The following is a 17,238-nucleotide window of genomic DNA, read 5'->3' on the forward strand; positions in this document are numbered from 1 at the left end:
CCTCTCACGCCGAGAGGCCCCTGACCGCGGCTTCTGCTTCAACTGCCGCTTCTGCTTCGAAGTGCATCTGGGCTCGGTCCAGCGCGTCATCCGCATCGCGGCCGTGCGCCCTAAGCCAGTGAAGGAGGTCAGCGATAGCAACAATCGCGGTCTCCTCCACCACGGCTGTGCACAGGCGACCCATGCCTGTTTCGGAAGACGGCTTCACCACGCTGTAGCGACTGAGCCATTCCTCCGCTCTCGTCACGTGGGGGCCTCCGCGATGGGCGTTGGGTGAAGCCAGGCCGGTGGCCAGCTCGCACCACGTCACCTTCCGGTCCGCGAGGAGCTGAACACCCCAGCGGTCCGTGACGAAGGTAATGAGATCCATACCCCTCCCCGTCTCGGAGTTGATGCCCTCGTTGCGGAGTGTGGGCAGAGCGCGGGTGTCTGGGTCGTGGACCTCGATCCGGAGGTGGGTTCCCTTCATGGAAACCGCGAGGGTGGTAGGGGTGCCGAGACCGACGTGGTTGATCACGTTGGACACGAGTTCGCTGACACAAAGCTGGGCGGAGTCGATGAGCTCGTCCAGTCCCCATAGCCCCAGATGGATCCGCAGCACACGCCGTAGACCTGCTACTTCCTCGGGCCGTGCCAGAAATCGAAGGTCCCAGGGCTTCCTTGGCATGCAGGTGTTGCAATCCATGCTCGGCTCCTCCACGGTCCGCGCCGAATCGCACATTGCAGTCGGTCGCATACCTAGAGTTGCATTGGAACTCTCAAAATGGAACTCTCATAACGCGGTTGAAGGAGTGCATCGCTTCATCGCGCGCCCCCGGCGCACACCACCTTGCCGACCCATGCGGGCAACAAGGACGATCTGATGGATCGACACGAAGGGCTTGGAACATGCCGTTTGGCCCCACCACACGCAGGCGCCAACTGGGCGCGGATTTGCGCCGCCTCCGCGAAGTCAAGGGCATGACTCTTGAGGAAGCAGGCACACGCGTCGGCATCTCAAAGGCAACGCTGAGTCGCTACGAGACGAAGGAAGGCACGGTCAAGTGGCCAACCGTGGACGCCCTTTGTCGCGAATACGAGGCTTCCGACGAGGAACGTCTAGCTCTCGTGGAACTAGCCAAGGGAGCCAGAATCCAGGGCTGGTGGCGGTCACTCGCCGACCCGATCCCCGAGTCCATGAACCTCATGCTCACGCTTGAGGACGAGGTCCTACGCGAAGACCACTACGCCTGCATGTACATCCCTGGCCTTCTCCAGACTCGCAGTTACGCCGAAGCCGTTCACCGAGCTTCAGAGGTCGAGTGCGCGGAGCGGGAAGTGCAGCACATGGTCGACATTCGCATGAAACGGCAGGAGCTCCTCGACCGTGATGAACCTCCGCACATCTGGTGCGTGATCGACGAGGCTGCGATGCGACGCAACGTCGGCGGGCGGGAGGTCATGCGCGAGCAGCTACAACACCTGCTTGCCCTGGGCGAGCGCCCGAACATCACAGTCCAGACGCTCTCCTTCTCAACAGGCGCCCATGCCGCAGCAGTTGGGAGCTTCGCCATCTTGCGCGGACCAACGCCCGAACTGGACGTGGTCTACGTAGACCTACTCGGCGGCGGGCTCTTCATGGAGAAGCCTCAGGAACTGGACCGCTATAGGTTGGCGTTCCAATACCTGAGCGCACAAGCGCTCGATCTTGGGTCTTCGGCAGCGCTCATCTCCCGGATAAACAAGGAGCTTTGATGACGGCACCCTCCGCGCCTTCGTGGTTCAAGTCTTCTTACAGCGGGGGCAGCGGGACGGAGTGTGTCGAGTGCGCGCGTACGGGGAGTGGCGCTCTTGTGCGCGACTCGAAGCGGGACGCAGGGCCTGTAGTCGTGCTTAGGGGGCAGGCGTGGCAGGTGTTCATAGAAGCAGTGAGGGACGGTAGGGCGGGAGCCTGAGAAGGGCGTGAAGGCAGCCGTGCAAGCCAGTACGGGCCGCCAGCCGTCGTCCGGGACGACACCGTGGACCCTTACGTCAGCGACCTCCGAACCGCCTCAACCAGCGACCTCGCGCGCAAATCGCCGGGCCCCCCGATGATGTGGTTCATCGCGTAGCCGAAGGCGATGCCGTGCTCCGGGTCGGCAAAAGCGAGCGAGCCGCCTCGGCCCGTGTGGCCGAAGGCGTTCGGACCTGTCATGGGGTCGGTCTCGGTGGGAAGCATGTATCCGGAGCTGAACCGGCTCGGCACCACCATCACCTGGTCCGTCCCGCTTGCCTGCTCCTTGGCCGCCGATGCGAGGGTTTCCGGGGTGAACAGGCGTACGCCGTCCACCTCTCCGATCAGCGCGGCGTACATACGGGCCAGTCCGCGCGCGGTGCCGATGCCGTTGGAGGACGGAAGTTCCGCGGCTTGGACCTCGGGTGAGTTGAAGTCGATCTCCGCCGGATCGGTGACCTGGAACGCCCTGTTGCTGAGCGAGTTCCGGGCGCGCCAGGCGGCGACCTGCGCGCGGAGTCTCTCGGGGAGCGACTCCGGAGGCGAGGTGGCGAAGTCGAAGTCCGGCTGCGGGTAGATCATGCGGCTGACACGCTCGCGTTCGCCGGGAGGCAAACCGATGAAGAAGTCCAGCCCCAGCGGGGAGGCGATCTCGTCGGCGAAGAAGCGGCCCGGCGTGCGTCCTGACACCCGGCGGATCACCTCACCGACCAGCCATCCCCAAGTCCGGCCGTGATACCCGTGCGCAGTGCCTGGAGTCCATTGGGGACGCTGAGCGGCCAACGCGGCCACCATCGGTTGCCAGGTCAACGCCTCGGCCAGTGGCATCGGTTGGTCCAGTGCGACCAGACCGGCCTGGTGGGAGAGCAGCCAGCGCACTGGGATGTTCGCCTTGCCGTTCGCGGCGAACTCCGGCCAGTACTTGGCCACCGGCGCATCCAGGTCCAGCACGCCACGCTGGGCCAGCAGATGCGCTGCGGTGGCGGTCGCCCCCTTGGTCGCCGAGTAGACGAGTTGCAGTGTGTCCCGCGTCCATGGTCGACCGGTCTCGGGGTCGGCGGTCCCACCCCACAGGTCCACCACCGGCCGACCGTCCTGGTACACGCACACCGCAGCGCCGATGTCCCGCTGCCGGACGAAGTTCGCCGCGAATGCCTCACGTACAGCTTCGAACCCGGCCTCGACCTCACCGTCGATCCTCGTCATGCTGTCCATCCTGGCAGTTTCGCTGCCCTCCCCAAGGGGCAGCGAGACGCACTCTCGGTACAAAGCGGCGCCCGGATTAGCTATGCGTGGTACACGCCACGCGGAGAACTCCTGCAAGCCTTACCCAGACCTACGGAGCCAGCCGCGCGAGCGTGGTCATCCCAGTCAGCGGATCTCGTACTCGTCGTGCGGGACAGCACGTTCCCAGACTGCGTCGAACGCGTCGGAGCACTGCTTCACGATGCTCGGCTCGGTTCGCAACTCCATGGGTGGATCGCTCCAGTCGCCGTCCCCGGAGAAGTGGTTGAAGAGGACCTGCGTCCCGTCGAAGATCCACAGGTCTGCGCCCGGCAGCATCAGGTCGGAAACCTGTTGCCGGGGCAGCCAGCGCACCTGCTCGCCCGCGTGCACGTTGACGTCGGTTCCGGCGTACTCGTACCGGATGTAGTCGGTGACGGGTTCGGACACGATGCGGGCACGGCGTACGACGACTCCGCGGGCTACCGCTCGGGAGATCATGTCGACCCAGGGCGTCCAGTACTCCGAGGCGGGATCGGCATCACGTCGGCCTTCGTGGAGCCAGGCGTTGAAGTCGTCCGCCTCGTCGCCGACGGCGTACTGATCGCGCATTTCAAGGTGGACAGCTGAGCGTTGCGTTGCTTCCATGAGCTGGTCGAAGCTGGGTACGTTCTGCGACATCGCAGTCCTCCGTCAGTACCAGTGCCAAGGACACGAGGATACGAATCCAGGTCTTTGTCACCTCGACTACGGCAAGGGGCAGGCCAGTTCAGGCTTCGCACGATTCGGGGAACAGGTCACCAGCGCCAAGGACAGATACGCGGGGCGTTCCAGATAGAAGCCATGGGATACATCGCCGCCCCCGGCCAAGCGCTCAGCAGCCGAGTTGACCAGCCGTGACAGGTGAGTTGCGTCGCGCTCCGTCTCCGAGGCGAATCGGGGCGCGTACTCAGCCAGCCGTTCTTCGATCCACGCTGCTGCCTCCTTCGGCTCATCCCATGTGCCACGTACCAGCGTTCGGGGTTTGATCAGCCAGTAAGCCGTCTCCAGCGGCGGCAGATCCACCACCGGGAAGTCTGCGGCCACCTCCCGGTAGCGTTGCATCAGTTCCGGCTTACTTTCGGCCGGAGGCGGAGTGGGGTGCGGAGGCCGCCGCAGGGCTTCAGTGTCGTGGCGGTGCTTCGGGCCGGTCCACAGGTAGCCGTGATGGTGCACCAATCGTTCCCGTTCGGTGTCGGAGATCGAGGGCCGGCCGGTCTTGACTCCGTGGACGGGAGTCAGGATCGGCCGGCCTGTGGGAGAGGATCAGACCGGCAGGCCGAACCGCCCCGGGTCGATTCCGGCCGCGTCCAGCTCCTCCGTCGTGAACCTCAAGGGCTCTGCGTCCGGCCGCTTGCTGTCGCTGAGGGCCCAGGCGTCGTCGCCGATCCGAGCCAGGGTCACGCACCCTTCGGTGCAGGGGCCGCCACATGCCTTCACGAACGAGGCCCCATCGATGTCGAGCGCGTACAGATCGGTTCCGTTCAGCATTACTACGCCTTCCTGCTCAACTGATCGCGGCCATGACTGACCGCCGCCGTCCATGCCGGACGGGAGTTCCTTGGGAGGAGAGAGCAATACCTCAGCGCTCGGAGCGCTTGCCGCGCCCGGCGCAGCGCGGACACTGGCAAGGGGGCCATTCCGAAGTGACCAAGGGAGCCAAGTGATCGCCCCCGAATACGGCTCGTTCAGGCTCCCAGGACTGTCCGGAGTCACGAGAAACCCTCAGTGTCATCAAGGGCCGGTCGCAGAAGAGTTGGGACTCCGTTCCCTTGCTCATGTCTCCTGCGCCTCTGCCTGATGCCGACGCAACCTCACGTTCGCATCGGATACAGCGCTGTGGTCGCGTGTGGACCGCGCATTCTCGCGAGCAACCGACAGGGACAGACAGGCAGGGCAGCCGGGTGTGGCCGATGGTTCGCCCGGCAGCTCCGAAAGGCATGTTCCTGCCGTGGGTTTTTCCCCGGGGCCGGAAGTTCTCTCTTCGCTCTCCATGGCTCCATCTTCGCCGGCCCGGAGAAGCGTCTCTAGCCTGTTTCCTGTTCCCGCAAGAAGTCGTCGCGGATCTTCTCGACCATATTCCGCATGTCATCGCCGGACAACGCCACTTGCGTGAACCCGTCGAACTTGTCGACGTAAATCCCTACATCCTTGGGGTCCGTTACGACGACTTCAGCGTGGACCGTTTCTATCGTGACCATTCGATCATCACGGATGACGAATGCGTGGTTCGCGATGTCGTGCTGCTGCAGATTTAGAGGCACGACACGTACGTCCACATGAGACAGCCGCGACATGGAAACGATGCGATCAAGCTGTGCGGCCATCATCTGAGGCGGCACGATACGCCACCGTAGAACGGGTTCCGTGATGATGAATCGCAGCGATTTCGACTTGTCATAGAGGACCGTTTGACGTTCAAGTCTTCCATTGATCGTCCGCGTGAGGGCGTCTTCACTCAGGTTGTGGCGATGCAGAACGGCTCGAATGTACTCCGGCGTCTGGAGCAGGCCAGGCACCAGAGCCGGCTGGAACAGCCTCAGCATCGACATCTGAGCCTCAAGGGCCTTGGCTGCCTGCTGGCCTTTATCGACTCCGATCCGCTTCAGGAGCCGCCATGCTGTTGCTTCAGTCGCTGATGCCCGTGCGGCCTCTGTGTACTCTGCCTTGACTTCGTCAGAGACGCCGATGGCGGTCAGGATGCGCTCAACATCCGTCGCGCTCGCAGCGAGCCTCGCATTTTCGATCTTGGACAGCTTGGACGGAGACATAAGGGCGCTGCGGGCCACCGCTTTGGCTTCCTTACCGGACGCCAACCGCAGGGCCCGCAGTGCGGATCCAAGCTGCGCTCTGTTCATTGCCCGTACTTGGCCCACCAATCGGTAAACGGCTCCGCGTGGGCAAGTGCCGTGTCACGGTGGCGGATGAATTCGGCCGCGCTTTCCGCGGGCAGGATATCCGAGCCGGTGTATTTTCCGACTCCGTCGTAATTCATTACCGCTACGGACTCGGAGTCGAAGAACCAGAAGTCGGAAACGTTCTCCAGGGGGTTGGGCCTGCCGGTGGTGTCGAGGATGAAGAACTCTTCACCCCCAGACATGTTCTTCCAGTACCCCCATTCGAGTTCGAATCTGAGGTAATCGGTCAGCGGGCGGGACAAGATGTGTACCCGATAGATTCGCTTTCCTCTTGCGGTGTGGGAGCGGAGTTCCTCGACCCAACCCGCGTTGTAGTCGTCCGGCTGAGGTTCTCCGGCCAGGAACGCGTGATAGGCATCCACGTTCCCGGACTTGCTGTAGTCATCGAGCGTTTCGAGGCGGAACGCATCGCTCTCGAACGTGTCGAACAGGTCCCCGAGCGTCCTAGATGAGGTTGTCACGGATGGCCTTCTGAATCAGTTCCACCGGAATCTCGACGAGGTTTTCGTGAGCGGGGATCTGGAGTCCGTGGTCGGTCGGCGTCTCGCCCTGCACCAACAGTGTGCCGCGATCCGTGGCGTAGATCGTCGGGCAGTCTTTGAGGTCGCACGTGCTGACCAACTTGGTGACCCTCATGGCTGGGTTCCCCTCTCCCCTGTTGCTGCAAGTTCCCCGCGTTGACTCGATGCTCCCGAGCGCGAGGCTCACGGGTCAAGCGATCACAGTTGACGGAACGGGAAACCACGTAACACGCCCTGCGGCAGCGGTCGCCGGTCAGGCGGCTTTCCTCGGACGCCGACCACCACCTACTTCCATACGGGCAGCTCGCGCTGGGCATTGAGTGCAGTTTTGAACGGCGCTCCGGCGATCTCTGACCAGTACCTCGGCCCCCGTCCCGCAGCAGCCGACGCGTGTCATGATCAGCGGCATGAGCGAGTACTCCTGGCCTTCCGAGAACGGTTGGTGCCCAGCAGTCGATGCCGCCGTTTCCTGGACCGAGACGGTTCGCTCGCTTCCTGTCGGGACCCCCGTCTCCGGTGAGGTGGTCGGCAGACAGCCCTTCGGCGTCTTCGTGTCCGTCGAGGGCCGACCGGAAGCCCTCGGCTTGGCCAGGGTCACCAGCATGCCCAGGTGTATGGAACTGCCGGCTGTGGGAGTGTCCGTCACCGGCGAGGTGGTCTGGCATGCCGAACACAATCGCCAGGTGGGTGTCGTGCTCCGGGAGTGGGCCGAGCACGAGGACCTGCTCCCTCGCTTCGTGGAGCGGGTCGGTGAGGTTGTCACCGGACGTGTCACGAAGATCGCGCCGATCGGATTCTTCGTGCGCATCGGCGAGTGCGTCGAGGGGCTCGTCCCTCGCACCGAGCCGGCCACGGACCTCGCGAAGCCTGTCCACGAGGGCCAGGACGTGGCAGTACGGATTGTCACCGTCGACCTCGAACGGACCCGCGTTCTCCTGTCAGCCGAGACCGAGGCCGAGGCCTGAGGCCGCTGATCAGGACCAGTACACACTGGCCAGCGGATATCCGCCCGTGTCGAAGGTTTCCTGGTTCACCGAGATGTCGAAGGCGATCTCCAGGCCCTTGAGGAACCGCTGCTTCCAGTCGGGTATCCAGCCTTCGTTCTCGAAGACCGGGCGGCCGTCTACGTAGTGGACATCTGGGCGGCAACGCGCGTCGTGCATCGCCCAGTTGAGGAAGGACATCTTCGGCGCGTAGTCGAAGTAGTGTCCGCCGTTCCGTTTCGTCTCCTCGTAGAAGCAGCCGTAGATCTCGTCGCTCCAGACCAGTTGGCCGTCTTCGAAGTAGAGCATGCAGTACATGCCCTTGGCGGAGATGTTGTAGAGGAGGACGACCCGGCCGGTTCCCTGCGGCAGCGCGAAACCCTCTCGGAAGTGGATCAGGAAGTCGAAGTTCCCGGCGAGGAAGGACCAGCGGCCTTCCTTGCCGTAGGCGGCGAGCTGGGGTTCGTCGGGGACTCGTGTGTCGGGGTGGGTCCGGTCGTAGACGGCCTTGGCCTCCGCGCTCACCGGCTCCGGGATCTCCCAGGGAACGGCTCCGAAGACCACCGCCAGGTCCTGCGGCGCGATGCCTTCCGCGAACACCAAACCTGCCTGGCCCCCGAGGAGGGGGTCGTACTGGTCGCTCGTCCACCGTTCCCCGAGCCATGCGATTCCATCGTTTTTCGCCATGGCCAGGGACCGTAACAGCGGTGTCTGACAATGGCGTTGGGGGTTTTGGTCGTCGTTCCGCAGTGGGTCCGTGACCCTCCTCCGTCCCTGCCCTGGGCCGTCCGAAGGTGTACGTCGTGTGCAGGCCTGCGGCGACCCGGGGGCCCCGTCAGCGGACCACGTCGAAGACGTTCTTCTGCAGGCCGTTGGCGTAGGCCTCGTGCTCGACGAGCCTCAGCTTCTGGGTGTCCTTGTCGGTGGCGCTGAACAGCCGCTTGCCCGCGCCGAGCAGGAGCGGGAAGACCAGCAGGTGGTAACGGTCGATCAGGCCGGCGTCGGAGAGGGCGTGGTTGAGGGCCGCGCTGCCGTGGACGATGATCGGTCCTCCCTCGGTCTCCTTCAGTGCGGCGACCTCGTCGAGCGAGCGCAGGATGGTGGTCTCGCCCCAGTTCGCGACCAGGTCGTCCTCGGTGAGGGTGGTGGAGACGACGTACTTCGGCATCACCTTGTAGTCGGCGAAGTCCTCCATGCCCGGCCACACCGGGCTGAACGCCTCGTAGCTGACCCGGCCCAGCAACATCGCGGTGGATTCCCTCTGCTCCCGGCCCTTGATGTCGAACGCCTCGGGGAGGAACTCCATGTCCTTGAAGGTCCAACCGGCGTTCCGGTAACCGGACTCGCCGCCCGGGGCCTCCATGACGCCGTCGAGGGAGACGAACGCGGTGCTGATCAAGGTACGCATCTGGGGTTCCTCAATATCTGGCTGGTCTTGGTTGTCTTGTCTCGGGGTCTCTGACCGCGGAACCCGGAGAAACTCATCGGTCGGAGACAGCCCGCCGCATCACTCCGTCTCACCCGCCTTCCGCGCCCGCCTCATGTCTCACGTCTCATGTCTCACGTCTCTCCGCACGCCAACGCCGCCACGCGAGCGTGAACCCCACTCCGGCAATCAGAGCCGGAACGGCCAACTCCGTTGCCAGGGAAGCCACCCAGTCCGGGTTCATACGGCGCGTCAGGCCGCTGGTGAACCGACAGGTGGCCTGGGGAGGAAGGAAGCTGTACTCCAGTGTCCTCGGCGGATTCGTTCCCCAGTCCGCGCCTGCCGAGCAGGCCGACGACGGGCCCGCCAGCAGTTTCCAGCCGGCCAGGGCGTAGAACATCAGGAACACTGAGCCGGTCACGAAGAACGCCACCCCTGTGCGCCGTACCTTCGCCGTTCTGGAGGTCGGTGCCACCAGGGGACTGCCGGGCTGCGGCTCGAACCACTCCGCGATCAAAGCCAGGAACAGGCAGCCGACCAGGACCAGCATGCTGAGCCACAGCAGCCCGCCAAGCACCGGCCCGCCTCCGACGGAGGTGACGTTTCCGTGCTCGAACTCGCAGATGGTGGCCGGGGGAAAGGGCCGGTTCCGTACGTTCCGCAGTTCGCCCGGGCCCGTCACCAGACCCTGCTCGCAGCGCTCGTCGAATTCCAACATGCCGAACAGCGCCAGCGCCGAGCCGACGATCACAGCACCGAACGAGATCCCGGCCGCGGCCCACAGACCACCCGTCCGGTAGCTGCCGTACGTACGCGCGTTTGACATCCACGCACAGTAACCGGCTGCGAGACGGCGACCCCAGGCTGAACGCGCTACGGGTCACGCGGGCTGCGGGGCGGGCGTCGGCGGGGTGGCCGCGACCTTGCGGGTCTCGTGCAGCATCAGCAGACCGTTGACCACCATCAGCGTCGCGGTCAGGCCGTGGACGCCGAGCGCGGTGGCCACGGAGCCGTGGTGGGCCAGCACTGTGGTCATGTCGCCGTAGGCGGCGAGGGCCTCCACCAGCAGCACCAGGCCCAGCGCCCGGCGGTGGCCCGTCACCAGCAGGATGCCCAGGACCAGGGCTAGGACGACGTCACGGATTCCCTTGATGACCAGGAAGCCACCGCCGTCGCCGGAGGGCCGGCTCGGCAGGCCGAAGCCCGGCGCCGTCGTCTCCGGGCTCAGGATGAACTCCGTACCGAACCAGAGGATGAAGAGGATGAAGACGGCGGCCAGGACGGTGTTGATCTTCTTCAGCGACATTGTTCTTCTCCTCGCGGGTCGTCGGCCGTGGGCTCAGCTGAGGGCGGTGACCAGCAGGGTGAAGGCGGCGATGATGACGGCGACGCGGACGTAGTGCCAGCGCAGCCAGCGGTTCATCTGCTCCTTCCAGTCCTCGGGCCGGTTCTCGGGGGTCCACGTCTTGTTCCGGTCGTTGATCGGGACGAGCAGCAGGAGCGACATGATCACGCTGAGGATCAGCAGCGCGCCGGCGGTGACGAGGAGGCCGGCGCCGGGGTGGTGCCACCCGGCGACGGTCCAGATGCCGACGAGGACCAGCGAGCCGACGTACCAGACCGGCATCACGGCGCCGAGCATCCGGCCTCCGTGGGCGTGGCCGAGCTGGGCACTGTCCTCGGGCAGGGCGTTGAGGATCGGGTTCATGACGAAGGCGACGGAGAACTCCACCCCCACCATGAGGCCGACGATCACGGTGGTGACGACTTCGAGTACGTCGAGCATGTTGACCCCTCCTGGGATCTAGCGCCGCTAGATGATGAGGCAACGCTAGACCTGCTGACGCTCGATTGTCTAGCGGTGCTAGGATCGAATCATGTCGGTACAGGAACGCAAGGAACGCGAACGGGCGGAGCGCGAGCGCCTCATCGTGGCGACAGCCCGCGAACTCGCCGAGCAGCAGGGCTGGGACGCGGTCACCACACGCCGGCTCGCCGAGCGCATCGAGTACAGCCAGCCCGTCCTCTACAGCCACTTCCGCGGCAAACGCGAGATCATCGGCGCCGTCGCCCTCCAGGGCGCCACCGAGCTGGCCGCGGCGGTGCGGACCGCGACCGCCGCCGTGGACGGACCGCGCGAGCGGGTCGCCGCCCTCGCGCACGCCTACCTCGACTTCGCCGCACACCACCCGGCGGTCTACGACGCCATCTTCCAGCTCGACGGCGGCCTCCCGTACGCGCGGGAGGACACCCCGGAACCCCTGAAGGACGCTTTCGCCGCGCTGCTGGAGTGCCTCGGCGAGGTCGCCGGGGACAGCTTCGCCCCGGAGCTGTTCACCGAGGTGTTCTGGGCGTCCCTGCACGGGGTGGCGACCCTGACCCGGTCGGGACGGCTGCCGCCCGAGTACACCGAGACGCGGGTGGCGCTGCTGGTGGACCGGCTCGCCGTGGTCTGACCCACCGTCCCGGCGGGCACGCGGCCGGCGATCGGCAGGCATTCAGGCACAGGCCGACCGACATACATGGTCCGCGTCGCTCCGAGACGGGAGCGGGGCCTGTGCGGGAGCGGGGCCTATGCGGGAGAGGGCCGGCGCGAGCTGTACGTCAGAACACGATCGAGCGCCGCCCGGCCTGCGGGCCCCCATGCCGGCTTGCCGCCGGGGAGGCCCCGCTCCCCGTTCTGGCCCATGAGGATGAGGAAGAGGCACTTCATGGCAGCCAGCCCACGGGCGCGTCGGACCGTCGCCTCGTCCGCATGCTCGTACGCCTCGAAGAACCGTGGGCCCGCGCCGGCGGGGAGCAGCAGCCATGCCGCCGCGAGGTCCCACGCCGGATCGCCGGCGAACATGGCATCGAAGTCGATCACGCCCGAGAGCGTCCCGTCCGAGACGACGACGTTCGCGGGATGGAGGTCACCGTGCAGCCATACCGGCGGTCCCTCCCACTCGGGGGCCGCGACAGCATCGTCCCAGACGTCCCGAACTGCCCGGACGTCGGCGGCCAAGCCACCGGGGGCGATGGCGTGCAGGAACGTCTCGAAGCCGCCCGTGCACTTCTTCGGGTGATCGCCACGGTCCGAACTGGCCGGCGCCCCAGCCGGTGCCTCCACATGGAGCGCCCTGAGGAAGCCCGCCAGAGTGTCGGCCGCGTGGTCGCCGCGACTGATCGAGGTGTGGTCCAGCGGCTCGCCGTGAACCCACGTCATGATGCTCCAGGGCTTCGGAAAGCGCGCGGACGGTTCACCGATCCGCACAGGAGTCGGAACCGGGAGCGGAAGACGCGGGGCCAGGACAGGCAACCAACGGCATTCCTTGCGCAGGAGTTCCGGGGCGTCTTCGGTACGCGGCATGCGCACGGCCAACTCATCCCCGAGGCGCCACATCTGGTTGCCCCAGCCGCCCGCCACCTCGCGCAAGGGCAGCCCTGCGAGGTCCGGATGCTGGTCCTTGAGCAGATCGTGCACCAGCTCTGGGGTGATCTCGATCTCGGAGTCGGCCATGCGAAGCCACAGTACGTGAGACAGGCGGAGCGGATGCTCACTCTCCGGAACGCTCACCGCAACGCCCGTTCCGTCGCGGTGTTCCGTGGCCGTCCGGGAGCAACAGGGCGAGCAGGGCGTCCCGTTCGCCCCGGTGGCCGGCGAGGCCGGGCAGGAGGAGCGGCGGACGTGCCCATGCTGTGGACGCCGCGTGGACTTCGTACGCCCAAGCGGTACCGTCAGTCGTCCCCAGAGTTGGCATAGTCGATCCGCATAATCATGATCACCACAAGCAGCAGGAGACGGGACCGGCCTTGTTCTTCCTGACCCAGGATCGCGGTGCCGCGCTGCGAGGGCTCGCCCTCTTCTCCGGTGCCCTCGCGCTCGCCCTGTACTGCTGGGGGCTGTTGCACGTCCTCGGTGCCGTGCTGGAGGCGACGGACGGCGGCGCCGACTCCGTGCCCGTACGGCCCTGCCGGAACCCGGACGGGCGCGGGGGCGAGGTTTCCGGGTACAGCGTCGACTACGTGCCGTTGCGGTTCGTCTGCGAGACGCGTGGGGGCGGGAGTTACGTCCTCGACCGGGTGCCGGGGTACGTCAATCCTGGCGCGTTCGGGTTCGCGCTCGCCGGGGTGCTGTGCGCCGTCGGCGCCGGGTACGAGGCCGAGTTGCGCGCCCGCCGGGCCGCCGCGACCCCGGCGAACGGGAAACCCGGCTCCACGGGTTAGCCTCGCCCCGTACGACTCCGACACGACTCGACAGGTCGGCTCGACACGACACAGCACGACTCGACTCAGCGGGAGGCAGACCACCATGGCTCTGGCGAAGACCAAGGTTCCCACGGCGCTCGTGGCCGCCGGCGGGCTCGTGGGCGGGTACGCCGTCGCCCGCTGGAGCCGGAACCGGCAGCTCGGCGGGACCGTGCTGGCCGTCGCGGGGACCGTCGCCGCCCAGCGGTGGCGCGAACAGGCGGGCGTGACCGCCGCCGGGGCACTGACCGTCGCGTACGTCGGCGCCTTCGCCGGATCGCATGCGCTGGCCAAGAAGGTGGGCGCCTGGCCCGCCGTGTTCGGGGTCGCCGGAGCGGTTGCCCTTGCCTCCTGGGCTGTTGCCGACCGTCACTAGGCGCTCCGCCTGAAGTGCCGTCAGGGGTGGTCCGTCCTGCGCTGCGCCGTCGTGGCTGGTAGCGCAGTTCCCCGCGCCCCTTCAGGGGCCTGCGGCCCCTTCGGGGGCTGCCTGAAAGGCCCTGCGGTATGCGTACGGGCTTGTCCCTACCACTCGTCTGAAACGGTCACGGAAGGCCGTCGGCGAACCGAACCCCGTCTGGGCGGCGATCCGTTCGACCGGATACGTCGTCGTCTCCAGCAGGTACTGCGCCCGCCGCACCCGCGCCCGGTGCAGCCACTGCAAAGGAGTCGTGCCCGTCTGTTCGCGGAAACGGCGGTTCAGCGTACGGGTGCTCATGCCGGCCTGGGCCGCGATGTCGGCCAGCGTCAGGTCGTCCCGGTCCGCGTGCTCCTCCAGCCAGCACAGCACCGGTTCCATCGTCGCGCCCGCCGGGGCCGGCGGCTGGGCCTGGACGATGAACTGGGCCTGCCCGCCCTCCCGTTCGAGAGGCATGACGCACATTCTGGCCGCGTGCGCGGCGACCGCCGAGCCGTGGTCGTCGCGGATCATGTGCAGGCACATGTCCATGGCCGCCGCCGCGCCCGCCGAGGTGAGGAACTGGCCGTTGTCGACGTACAGGACGTTCGGGTCGACGGTCACCTTCGGGTAGAGGTCCGCGAGGTCCTGGGCGGCGATCCAGTGGGTGGTCGCGCGCAGGCCGTCCAGCAGGCCCGTGGCCGCGAAGAGGAACGCTCCGACGCAGATCGAGGCGATCCGCGTCCCGTTCGCCGCCGCCGCGCACAGCGCCTGGGCCACGCCCGGCGGCAACGGCAGGGTCGGGTCGACGGTGCCCGGCAGGACGATCGTGTCGGCGTCCGCCAGCGCGTCGAGCCCGTACGGCGCGCGCACGGTGAACGGGCCCGCGCTCACCTCGTCGGTGACCGAGCAGACCCGGACGCGGTACGCCTCCCGCCCGTCCGGCAGCCGCGCCCAGCCGAAGACGTCGATCGGCACGGAGAGGTCGAACGGGATGACGCCCTCAAGGGCCAGTACCGCGACGGTGTGCATGGCGGCAGCCTAGGGAACGGCCTGGGGCAGCTTCCGGGCGGGTGGCGAGAATCCGTTGCCCCCTGGCAGAACCGCCACTTCTGCGCGCCCCTCCCCCACGCCTAGCGTCAGCCCGTGACCAAGTTCCTCCTCGCCGTCCACGTCCTCGTCGCGATCGTCGCCGTCGGTCCCGTCACCGTCGCGGCCAGCATGTTCCCGCCCAGCGCCCGCAAGGCACTCGCGGCGCCCGACGACCCCGGGGCCCTGGAGACCGTACGGCTCCTGCACCGGATCTGCCGGGTGTACGCCGGGGTCGGCATCGCGGTCCCCGTCTTCGGGATCGCCACGGCGAGCAGCATGGGCGTGATGGGCGATGCCTGGCTGATCGTGTCCATGGTGCTGACCGTGGCGGCGGCGATCGTCCTGGTCGTGCTGGTGCTGCCCGGGCAGGAGACGGTCGTCGAGGGTGGGGCGAGTGGCGTGAACCCGGCGGTCACCGTGCGGCTCGCCATGTTCACCGGCGTCTTCAACCTCCTGTGGGCCACCGTGACGGTCCTGATGATCGTCCGCCCCGGCTCCACCACAGGAGCCTGACCCGGCTGACCCCGCCTGGACCGTAGGCGGCCTCACCTCCGCCCGGCCGACACCAGGCCCTCCATCGACTCCTCCTCCACCCGGTACGCCCGCCCCACCTCCGCCGCGACCAGCACCCCCGCCGCGATCACCAGCGTGAAGAACGCCCAGGTCAGAGGCCAGGCGTTGGCGAAGCCGTCGGGTGGGCCGGGCTGGGTGCTCAGGGAGACGTACATGAGGGCGGCCGGCGGGGCCGCGATCAGCAGCAGCGGCCAGCCCCGGCGGTCCCGGTGACCGAAGTAGGCGGCGAGGAGCAGCAGCAGGACGCCCAGGGCGGCGACCCCGACGCCCGTCACCGGGGTCGTCTCCTGCGTCGAGCCCGAGGCCTCCGCCCGGTTGCGCAGATCCCAGGGGACGCAGACGACGTACGACGCCGAAGCGACGGCGGCGCCGAACGCGCGTGTGAGCCAGCGCTCGACCCAGGGACGCGTCCGCAGCGGCCCGAGCAGCTTCCCGGTGTTGCCGGTGGTGCCGTTCCCCGTTATCTCGGTCATACGTACGAGGGTCACCCGTCCGGAGACGGTCCGACAGAGTACGCGTACTCAGGTATCCGTACTCAGGTACGGGTGCCCGGCAGCGGGCTACACCCCCACCGCCCGCGACACCACGTAGATCAGCAGCCCCGCCAGTGAGCCGACCACCGTGCCGTTGATACGGATGAACTGCAGGTCACGGCCGATGTGCGCCTCGATCTTCTTCGTCGTGTGCTCGGCGTCCCAGCCCGCGACCGTGTCCGTGATCAGGGAGGTGATCTCGCCCTGGTAGGTCGTCACGACGTACACCGCCGCGCCCTCCACCCAGCCGTCCACCTTGTTCTGCACCCCGGAGTCGACCGCCATCCGCGACCCCAGCGACAGCAGCGACGCCCGCACGCGCAGCCGCAGCTCACTGCGCTCGTCCTCCGCCGCCGAAACGATCATCGAGCGTACGGCCGTCCAGGCGGACGCGATCAGGTCCTGGACCTCGCCGCGCCCCAGGACCTCGGTCTTCAGCCGCTCGACACGCGCGCGCGTGTCCGTGTCGGACTGGAGGTCGGAGGCGAAGTCGGTGAGGAAACGGTCCAGGGCTCCGCGCGCCGGGTGGGAGGGCGCGTCGCGCATCTCGGTGACGAAGCGCAGCAGCTCCTTGTAGACGCGCTCGCCGACCTTCTTGTCGACGAACTTGGGCGTCCAGCCGGGCGCCCCGCCCTGCACGGCGCCCATGACCTCCTCCTCGTGCAGGACGAGCCAGTCGTGCGCGCGTACGCAGACCAGGTCGACGACCCTGCGGTGACCGCCGTCGACGACGACCTTCTCCAGCATCTTGCCGATACCGGGCGCGATCTCCTGGGCGTCGGCCCGCCGGGTGATGGCCTCGCCGACGACCGCCTGGACGTCGGAGTCGCGCAGGACGGTGAGCGCCCCGCGCAGGGCCGCCGACAGCTCCGCCGTGACGCGGTCGGCGTGCTCCGGCTCGGCGAGCCACGTACCGAGGCGGCTGCCGATGCCCACGGCGCGCAGCCGTTGCCGTACGACATCCTGGGAGAGGAAGTTCTCGCCGACGAACTCGCCGAGGGAGACGCCGAGTTGGTCCTTCTTGGTGGGGATGATCGCGGTGTGCGGGATGGGCAGGCCGAGGGGATGACGGAAGAGGGCGGTGACCGCGAACCAGTCGGCCAGCGCGCCGACCATGCCCGCCTCGGCCGCCGCGGCGACGTATCCCGTCCAGGCACCGGCGCCCTGCTCACCGGCCCACTTGGCGAGGACGTACACGACGGCGACGAAGAGCAGCATCCCGGTCGCCGTGAGCTTCATCCGGCGCACCCCGCGCATGCGCTCCTCGTCGGCGGGGCCGAAGGCGTTCATGGCCCGGCCCGGGACCGTACCGGCGGGGGCGACGGACGCGGAGGCC

General features: G+C 67.3%; 24 protein-coding genes. 7 read left to right on the forward strand and 17 right to left on the reverse strand.

Annotated features, from left to right (window positions below; translation table 11 throughout):
* Positions 1 to 4: 4 nt before the first annotated feature.
* Positions 5 to 685: an ATP-binding protein gene (locus STRTUCAR8_RS20715; protein WP_006377824.1), complete on the reverse strand. Its 681-nt coding sequence runs from the start codon at positions 683 to 685 to the stop codon at positions 5 to 7.
* 203 nt (positions 686 to 888) lie between these two features.
* Here STRTUCAR8_RS20715 and STRTUCAR8_RS20720 point away from each other — a divergent pair, with 203 nt between their 5' ends.
* Together STRTUCAR8_RS20720 and STRTUCAR8_RS49915 are read left to right on the forward strand one after the other, a co-directional pair.
* Positions 889 to 1,734 (forward strand): helix-turn-helix domain-containing protein, encoded by an 846-nt coding sequence (locus STRTUCAR8_RS20720; RefSeq protein WP_044472561.1) that lies wholly within the window; start codon positions 889 to 891, stop codon positions 1,732 to 1,734.
* Complete coding sequence (locus STRTUCAR8_RS49915; protein ID WP_078507252.1) at positions 1,734 to 1,934, forward strand: DUF397 domain-containing protein; 201 nt, start codon at positions 1,734 to 1,736, stop codon at positions 1,932 to 1,934. The genes STRTUCAR8_RS20720 and STRTUCAR8_RS49915 overlap by 1 nt, the downstream gene beginning before the upstream one ends.
* A gap of 71 nt (positions 1,935 to 2,005) precedes the next feature.
* Here STRTUCAR8_RS49915 and STRTUCAR8_RS20725 read toward each other — a convergent pair whose 3' ends face one another.
* From STRTUCAR8_RS20725 to STRTUCAR8_RS20755, 7 genes are all read right to left on the reverse strand, one after another.
* Positions 2,006 to 3,178, reverse strand: coding sequence for a serine hydrolase domain-containing protein (locus STRTUCAR8_RS20725; RefSeq protein ID WP_006377837.1), 1,173 nt, complete (start codon positions 3,176 to 3,178; stop codon positions 2,006 to 2,008).
* 165 nt (positions 3,179 to 3,343) lie between these two features.
* On the reverse strand, positions 3,344 to 3,877 hold the full coding sequence (locus STRTUCAR8_RS20730) for a DUF6879 family protein (RefSeq protein ID WP_006377845.1): 534 nt from the start codon (positions 3,875 to 3,877) through the stop codon (positions 3,344 to 3,346).
* A 66-nt stretch (positions 3,878 to 3,943) separates the two neighbouring features.
* On the reverse strand, positions 3,944 to 4,411 hold the full coding sequence (locus STRTUCAR8_RS20735) for a hypothetical protein (RefSeq protein ID WP_044472562.1): 468 nt from the start codon (positions 4,409 to 4,411) through the stop codon (positions 3,944 to 3,946).
* A gap of 90 nt (positions 4,412 to 4,501) precedes the next feature.
* On the reverse strand, positions 4,502 to 4,726 hold the full coding sequence (locus STRTUCAR8_RS20740; RefSeq protein WP_006377843.1) for a DUF397 domain-containing protein: 225 nt from the start codon (positions 4,724 to 4,726) through the stop codon (positions 4,502 to 4,504).
* Between the two features lie 536 nt (positions 4,727 to 5,262).
* The gene (locus tag STRTUCAR8_RS20745) at positions 5,263 to 6,093 is read right to left on the reverse strand and encodes a helix-turn-helix domain-containing protein (RefSeq protein WP_044472563.1); all 831 of its coding nucleotides are present in this window, start codon (positions 6,091 to 6,093) and stop codon (positions 5,263 to 5,265) included.
* Entirely contained in the window at positions 6,090 to 6,614 is a 525-nt protein-coding gene (locus tag STRTUCAR8_RS20750) for a DUF6879 family protein (protein ID WP_006377830.1), read from the reverse strand. The genes STRTUCAR8_RS20745 and STRTUCAR8_RS20750 overlap by 4 nt, the downstream gene beginning before the upstream one ends.
* The gene (locus STRTUCAR8_RS20755) at positions 6,598 to 6,789 is read right to left on the reverse strand and encodes a hypothetical protein (protein WP_044472564.1); all 192 of its coding nucleotides are present in this window, start codon (positions 6,787 to 6,789) and stop codon (positions 6,598 to 6,600) included. The genes STRTUCAR8_RS20750 and STRTUCAR8_RS20755 overlap by 17 nt, the downstream gene beginning before the upstream one ends.
* A gap of 292 nt (positions 6,790 to 7,081) precedes the next feature.
* On the opposite strand from STRTUCAR8_RS20755, the gene STRTUCAR8_RS20760 reads away from it, so the two are divergent.
* Positions 7,082 to 7,639, forward strand: a complete 558-nt coding sequence (locus STRTUCAR8_RS20760) for a S1 RNA-binding domain-containing protein (RefSeq protein WP_044472565.1) — start codon at positions 7,082 to 7,084, stop codon at positions 7,637 to 7,639.
* A 9-nt stretch (positions 7,640 to 7,648) separates the two neighbouring features.
* On the opposite strand, the gene STRTUCAR8_RS20765 is transcribed toward STRTUCAR8_RS20760, so the two are convergent.
* The 5 genes from STRTUCAR8_RS20765 to STRTUCAR8_RS20785 form a co-directional block, all read right to left on the reverse strand.
* The gene (locus STRTUCAR8_RS20765; protein ID WP_234372596.1) at positions 7,649 to 8,344 is read right to left on the reverse strand and encodes a hypothetical protein; all 696 of its coding nucleotides are present in this window, start codon (positions 8,342 to 8,344) and stop codon (positions 7,649 to 7,651) included.
* 148 nt (positions 8,345 to 8,492) lie between these two features.
* Positions 8,493 to 9,065, reverse strand: coding sequence for a dihydrofolate reductase family protein (locus tag STRTUCAR8_RS20770; protein ID WP_006377832.1), 573 nt, complete (start codon positions 9,063 to 9,065; stop codon positions 8,493 to 8,495).
* 145 nt (positions 9,066 to 9,210) lie between these two features.
* Complete coding sequence (locus STRTUCAR8_RS20775) at positions 9,211 to 9,909, reverse strand: hypothetical protein (protein ID WP_006377831.1); 699 nt, start codon at positions 9,907 to 9,909, stop codon at positions 9,211 to 9,213.
* Between the two features lie 54 nt (positions 9,910 to 9,963).
* Entirely contained in the window at positions 9,964 to 10,389 is a 426-nt protein-coding gene (locus STRTUCAR8_RS20780; protein WP_006377828.1) for a DUF4267 domain-containing protein, read from the reverse strand.
* Positions 10,390 to 10,422: 33 nt separating this feature from the next.
* Positions 10,423 to 10,869 carry an anthrone oxygenase family protein gene (locus STRTUCAR8_RS20785; RefSeq protein WP_006377829.1) on the reverse strand — a complete coding sequence of 149 codons (447 nt, stop codon included), beginning with the start codon at positions 10,867 to 10,869 and terminating at the stop codon, positions 10,423 to 10,425.
* A gap of 91 nt (positions 10,870 to 10,960) precedes the next feature.
* On the opposite strand from STRTUCAR8_RS20785, the gene STRTUCAR8_RS20790 reads away from it, so the two are divergent.
* The gene (locus STRTUCAR8_RS20790) at positions 10,961 to 11,539 is read left to right on the forward strand and encodes a TetR/AcrR family transcriptional regulator (RefSeq protein WP_006377847.1); all 579 of its coding nucleotides are present in this window, start codon (positions 10,961 to 10,963) and stop codon (positions 11,537 to 11,539) included.
* 116 nt (positions 11,540 to 11,655) lie between these two features.
* On the opposite strand, the gene STRTUCAR8_RS20795 is transcribed toward STRTUCAR8_RS20790, so the two are convergent.
* On the reverse strand, positions 11,656 to 12,582 hold the full coding sequence (locus STRTUCAR8_RS20795) for an aminoglycoside phosphotransferase family protein (RefSeq protein WP_044472570.1): 927 nt from the start codon (positions 12,580 to 12,582) through the stop codon (positions 11,656 to 11,658).
* 293 nt (positions 12,583 to 12,875) lie between these two features.
* Between STRTUCAR8_RS20795 and STRTUCAR8_RS20800 the strand changes: the two genes are divergently transcribed.
* Together STRTUCAR8_RS20800 and STRTUCAR8_RS20805 are read left to right on the forward strand one after the other, a co-directional pair.
* Positions 12,876 to 13,289: a hypothetical protein gene (locus STRTUCAR8_RS20800; RefSeq protein WP_006377853.1), complete on the forward strand. Its 414-nt coding sequence runs from the start codon at positions 12,876 to 12,878 to the stop codon at positions 13,287 to 13,289.
* An 85-nt stretch (positions 13,290 to 13,374) separates the two neighbouring features.
* The gene (locus tag STRTUCAR8_RS20805) at positions 13,375 to 13,686 is read left to right on the forward strand and encodes a hypothetical protein (protein ID WP_006377854.1); all 312 of its coding nucleotides are present in this window, start codon (positions 13,375 to 13,377) and stop codon (positions 13,684 to 13,686) included.
* Positions 13,687 to 13,767: 81 nt separating this feature from the next.
* Here STRTUCAR8_RS20805 and STRTUCAR8_RS20810 read toward each other — a convergent pair whose 3' ends face one another.
* On the reverse strand, positions 13,768 to 14,736 hold the full coding sequence (locus STRTUCAR8_RS20810; protein ID WP_006377842.1) for a GlxA family transcriptional regulator: 969 nt from the start codon (positions 14,734 to 14,736) through the stop codon (positions 13,768 to 13,770).
* 114 nt (positions 14,737 to 14,850) lie between these two features.
* Between STRTUCAR8_RS20810 and STRTUCAR8_RS20815 the strand changes: the two genes are divergently transcribed.
* Positions 14,851 to 15,309: a hypothetical protein gene (locus STRTUCAR8_RS20815; protein ID WP_006377844.1), complete on the forward strand. Its 459-nt coding sequence runs from the start codon at positions 14,851 to 14,853 to the stop codon at positions 15,307 to 15,309.
* Between the two features lie 32 nt (positions 15,310 to 15,341).
* Here STRTUCAR8_RS20815 and STRTUCAR8_RS20820 read toward each other — a convergent pair whose 3' ends face one another.
* Together STRTUCAR8_RS20820 and STRTUCAR8_RS20825 are read right to left on the reverse strand one after the other, a co-directional pair.
* Entirely contained in the window at positions 15,342 to 15,842 is a 501-nt protein-coding gene (locus tag STRTUCAR8_RS20820) for a hypothetical protein (protein ID WP_006377821.1), read from the reverse strand.
* 87 nt (positions 15,843 to 15,929) lie between these two features.
* The gene (locus STRTUCAR8_RS20825) at positions 15,930 to 17,192 is read right to left on the reverse strand and encodes a DUF445 domain-containing protein (RefSeq protein WP_059073083.1); all 1,263 of its coding nucleotides are present in this window, start codon (positions 17,190 to 17,192) and stop codon (positions 15,930 to 15,932) included.
* Positions 17,193 to 17,238: the final 46 nt, after the last annotated feature.

The organism is Streptomyces turgidiscabies Car8 (assembly GCF_000331005.1).
In the GTDB taxonomy this organism is placed as follows: domain Bacteria; phylum Actinomycetota; class Actinomycetes; order Streptomycetales; family Streptomycetaceae; genus Streptomyces; species Streptomyces turgidiscabies.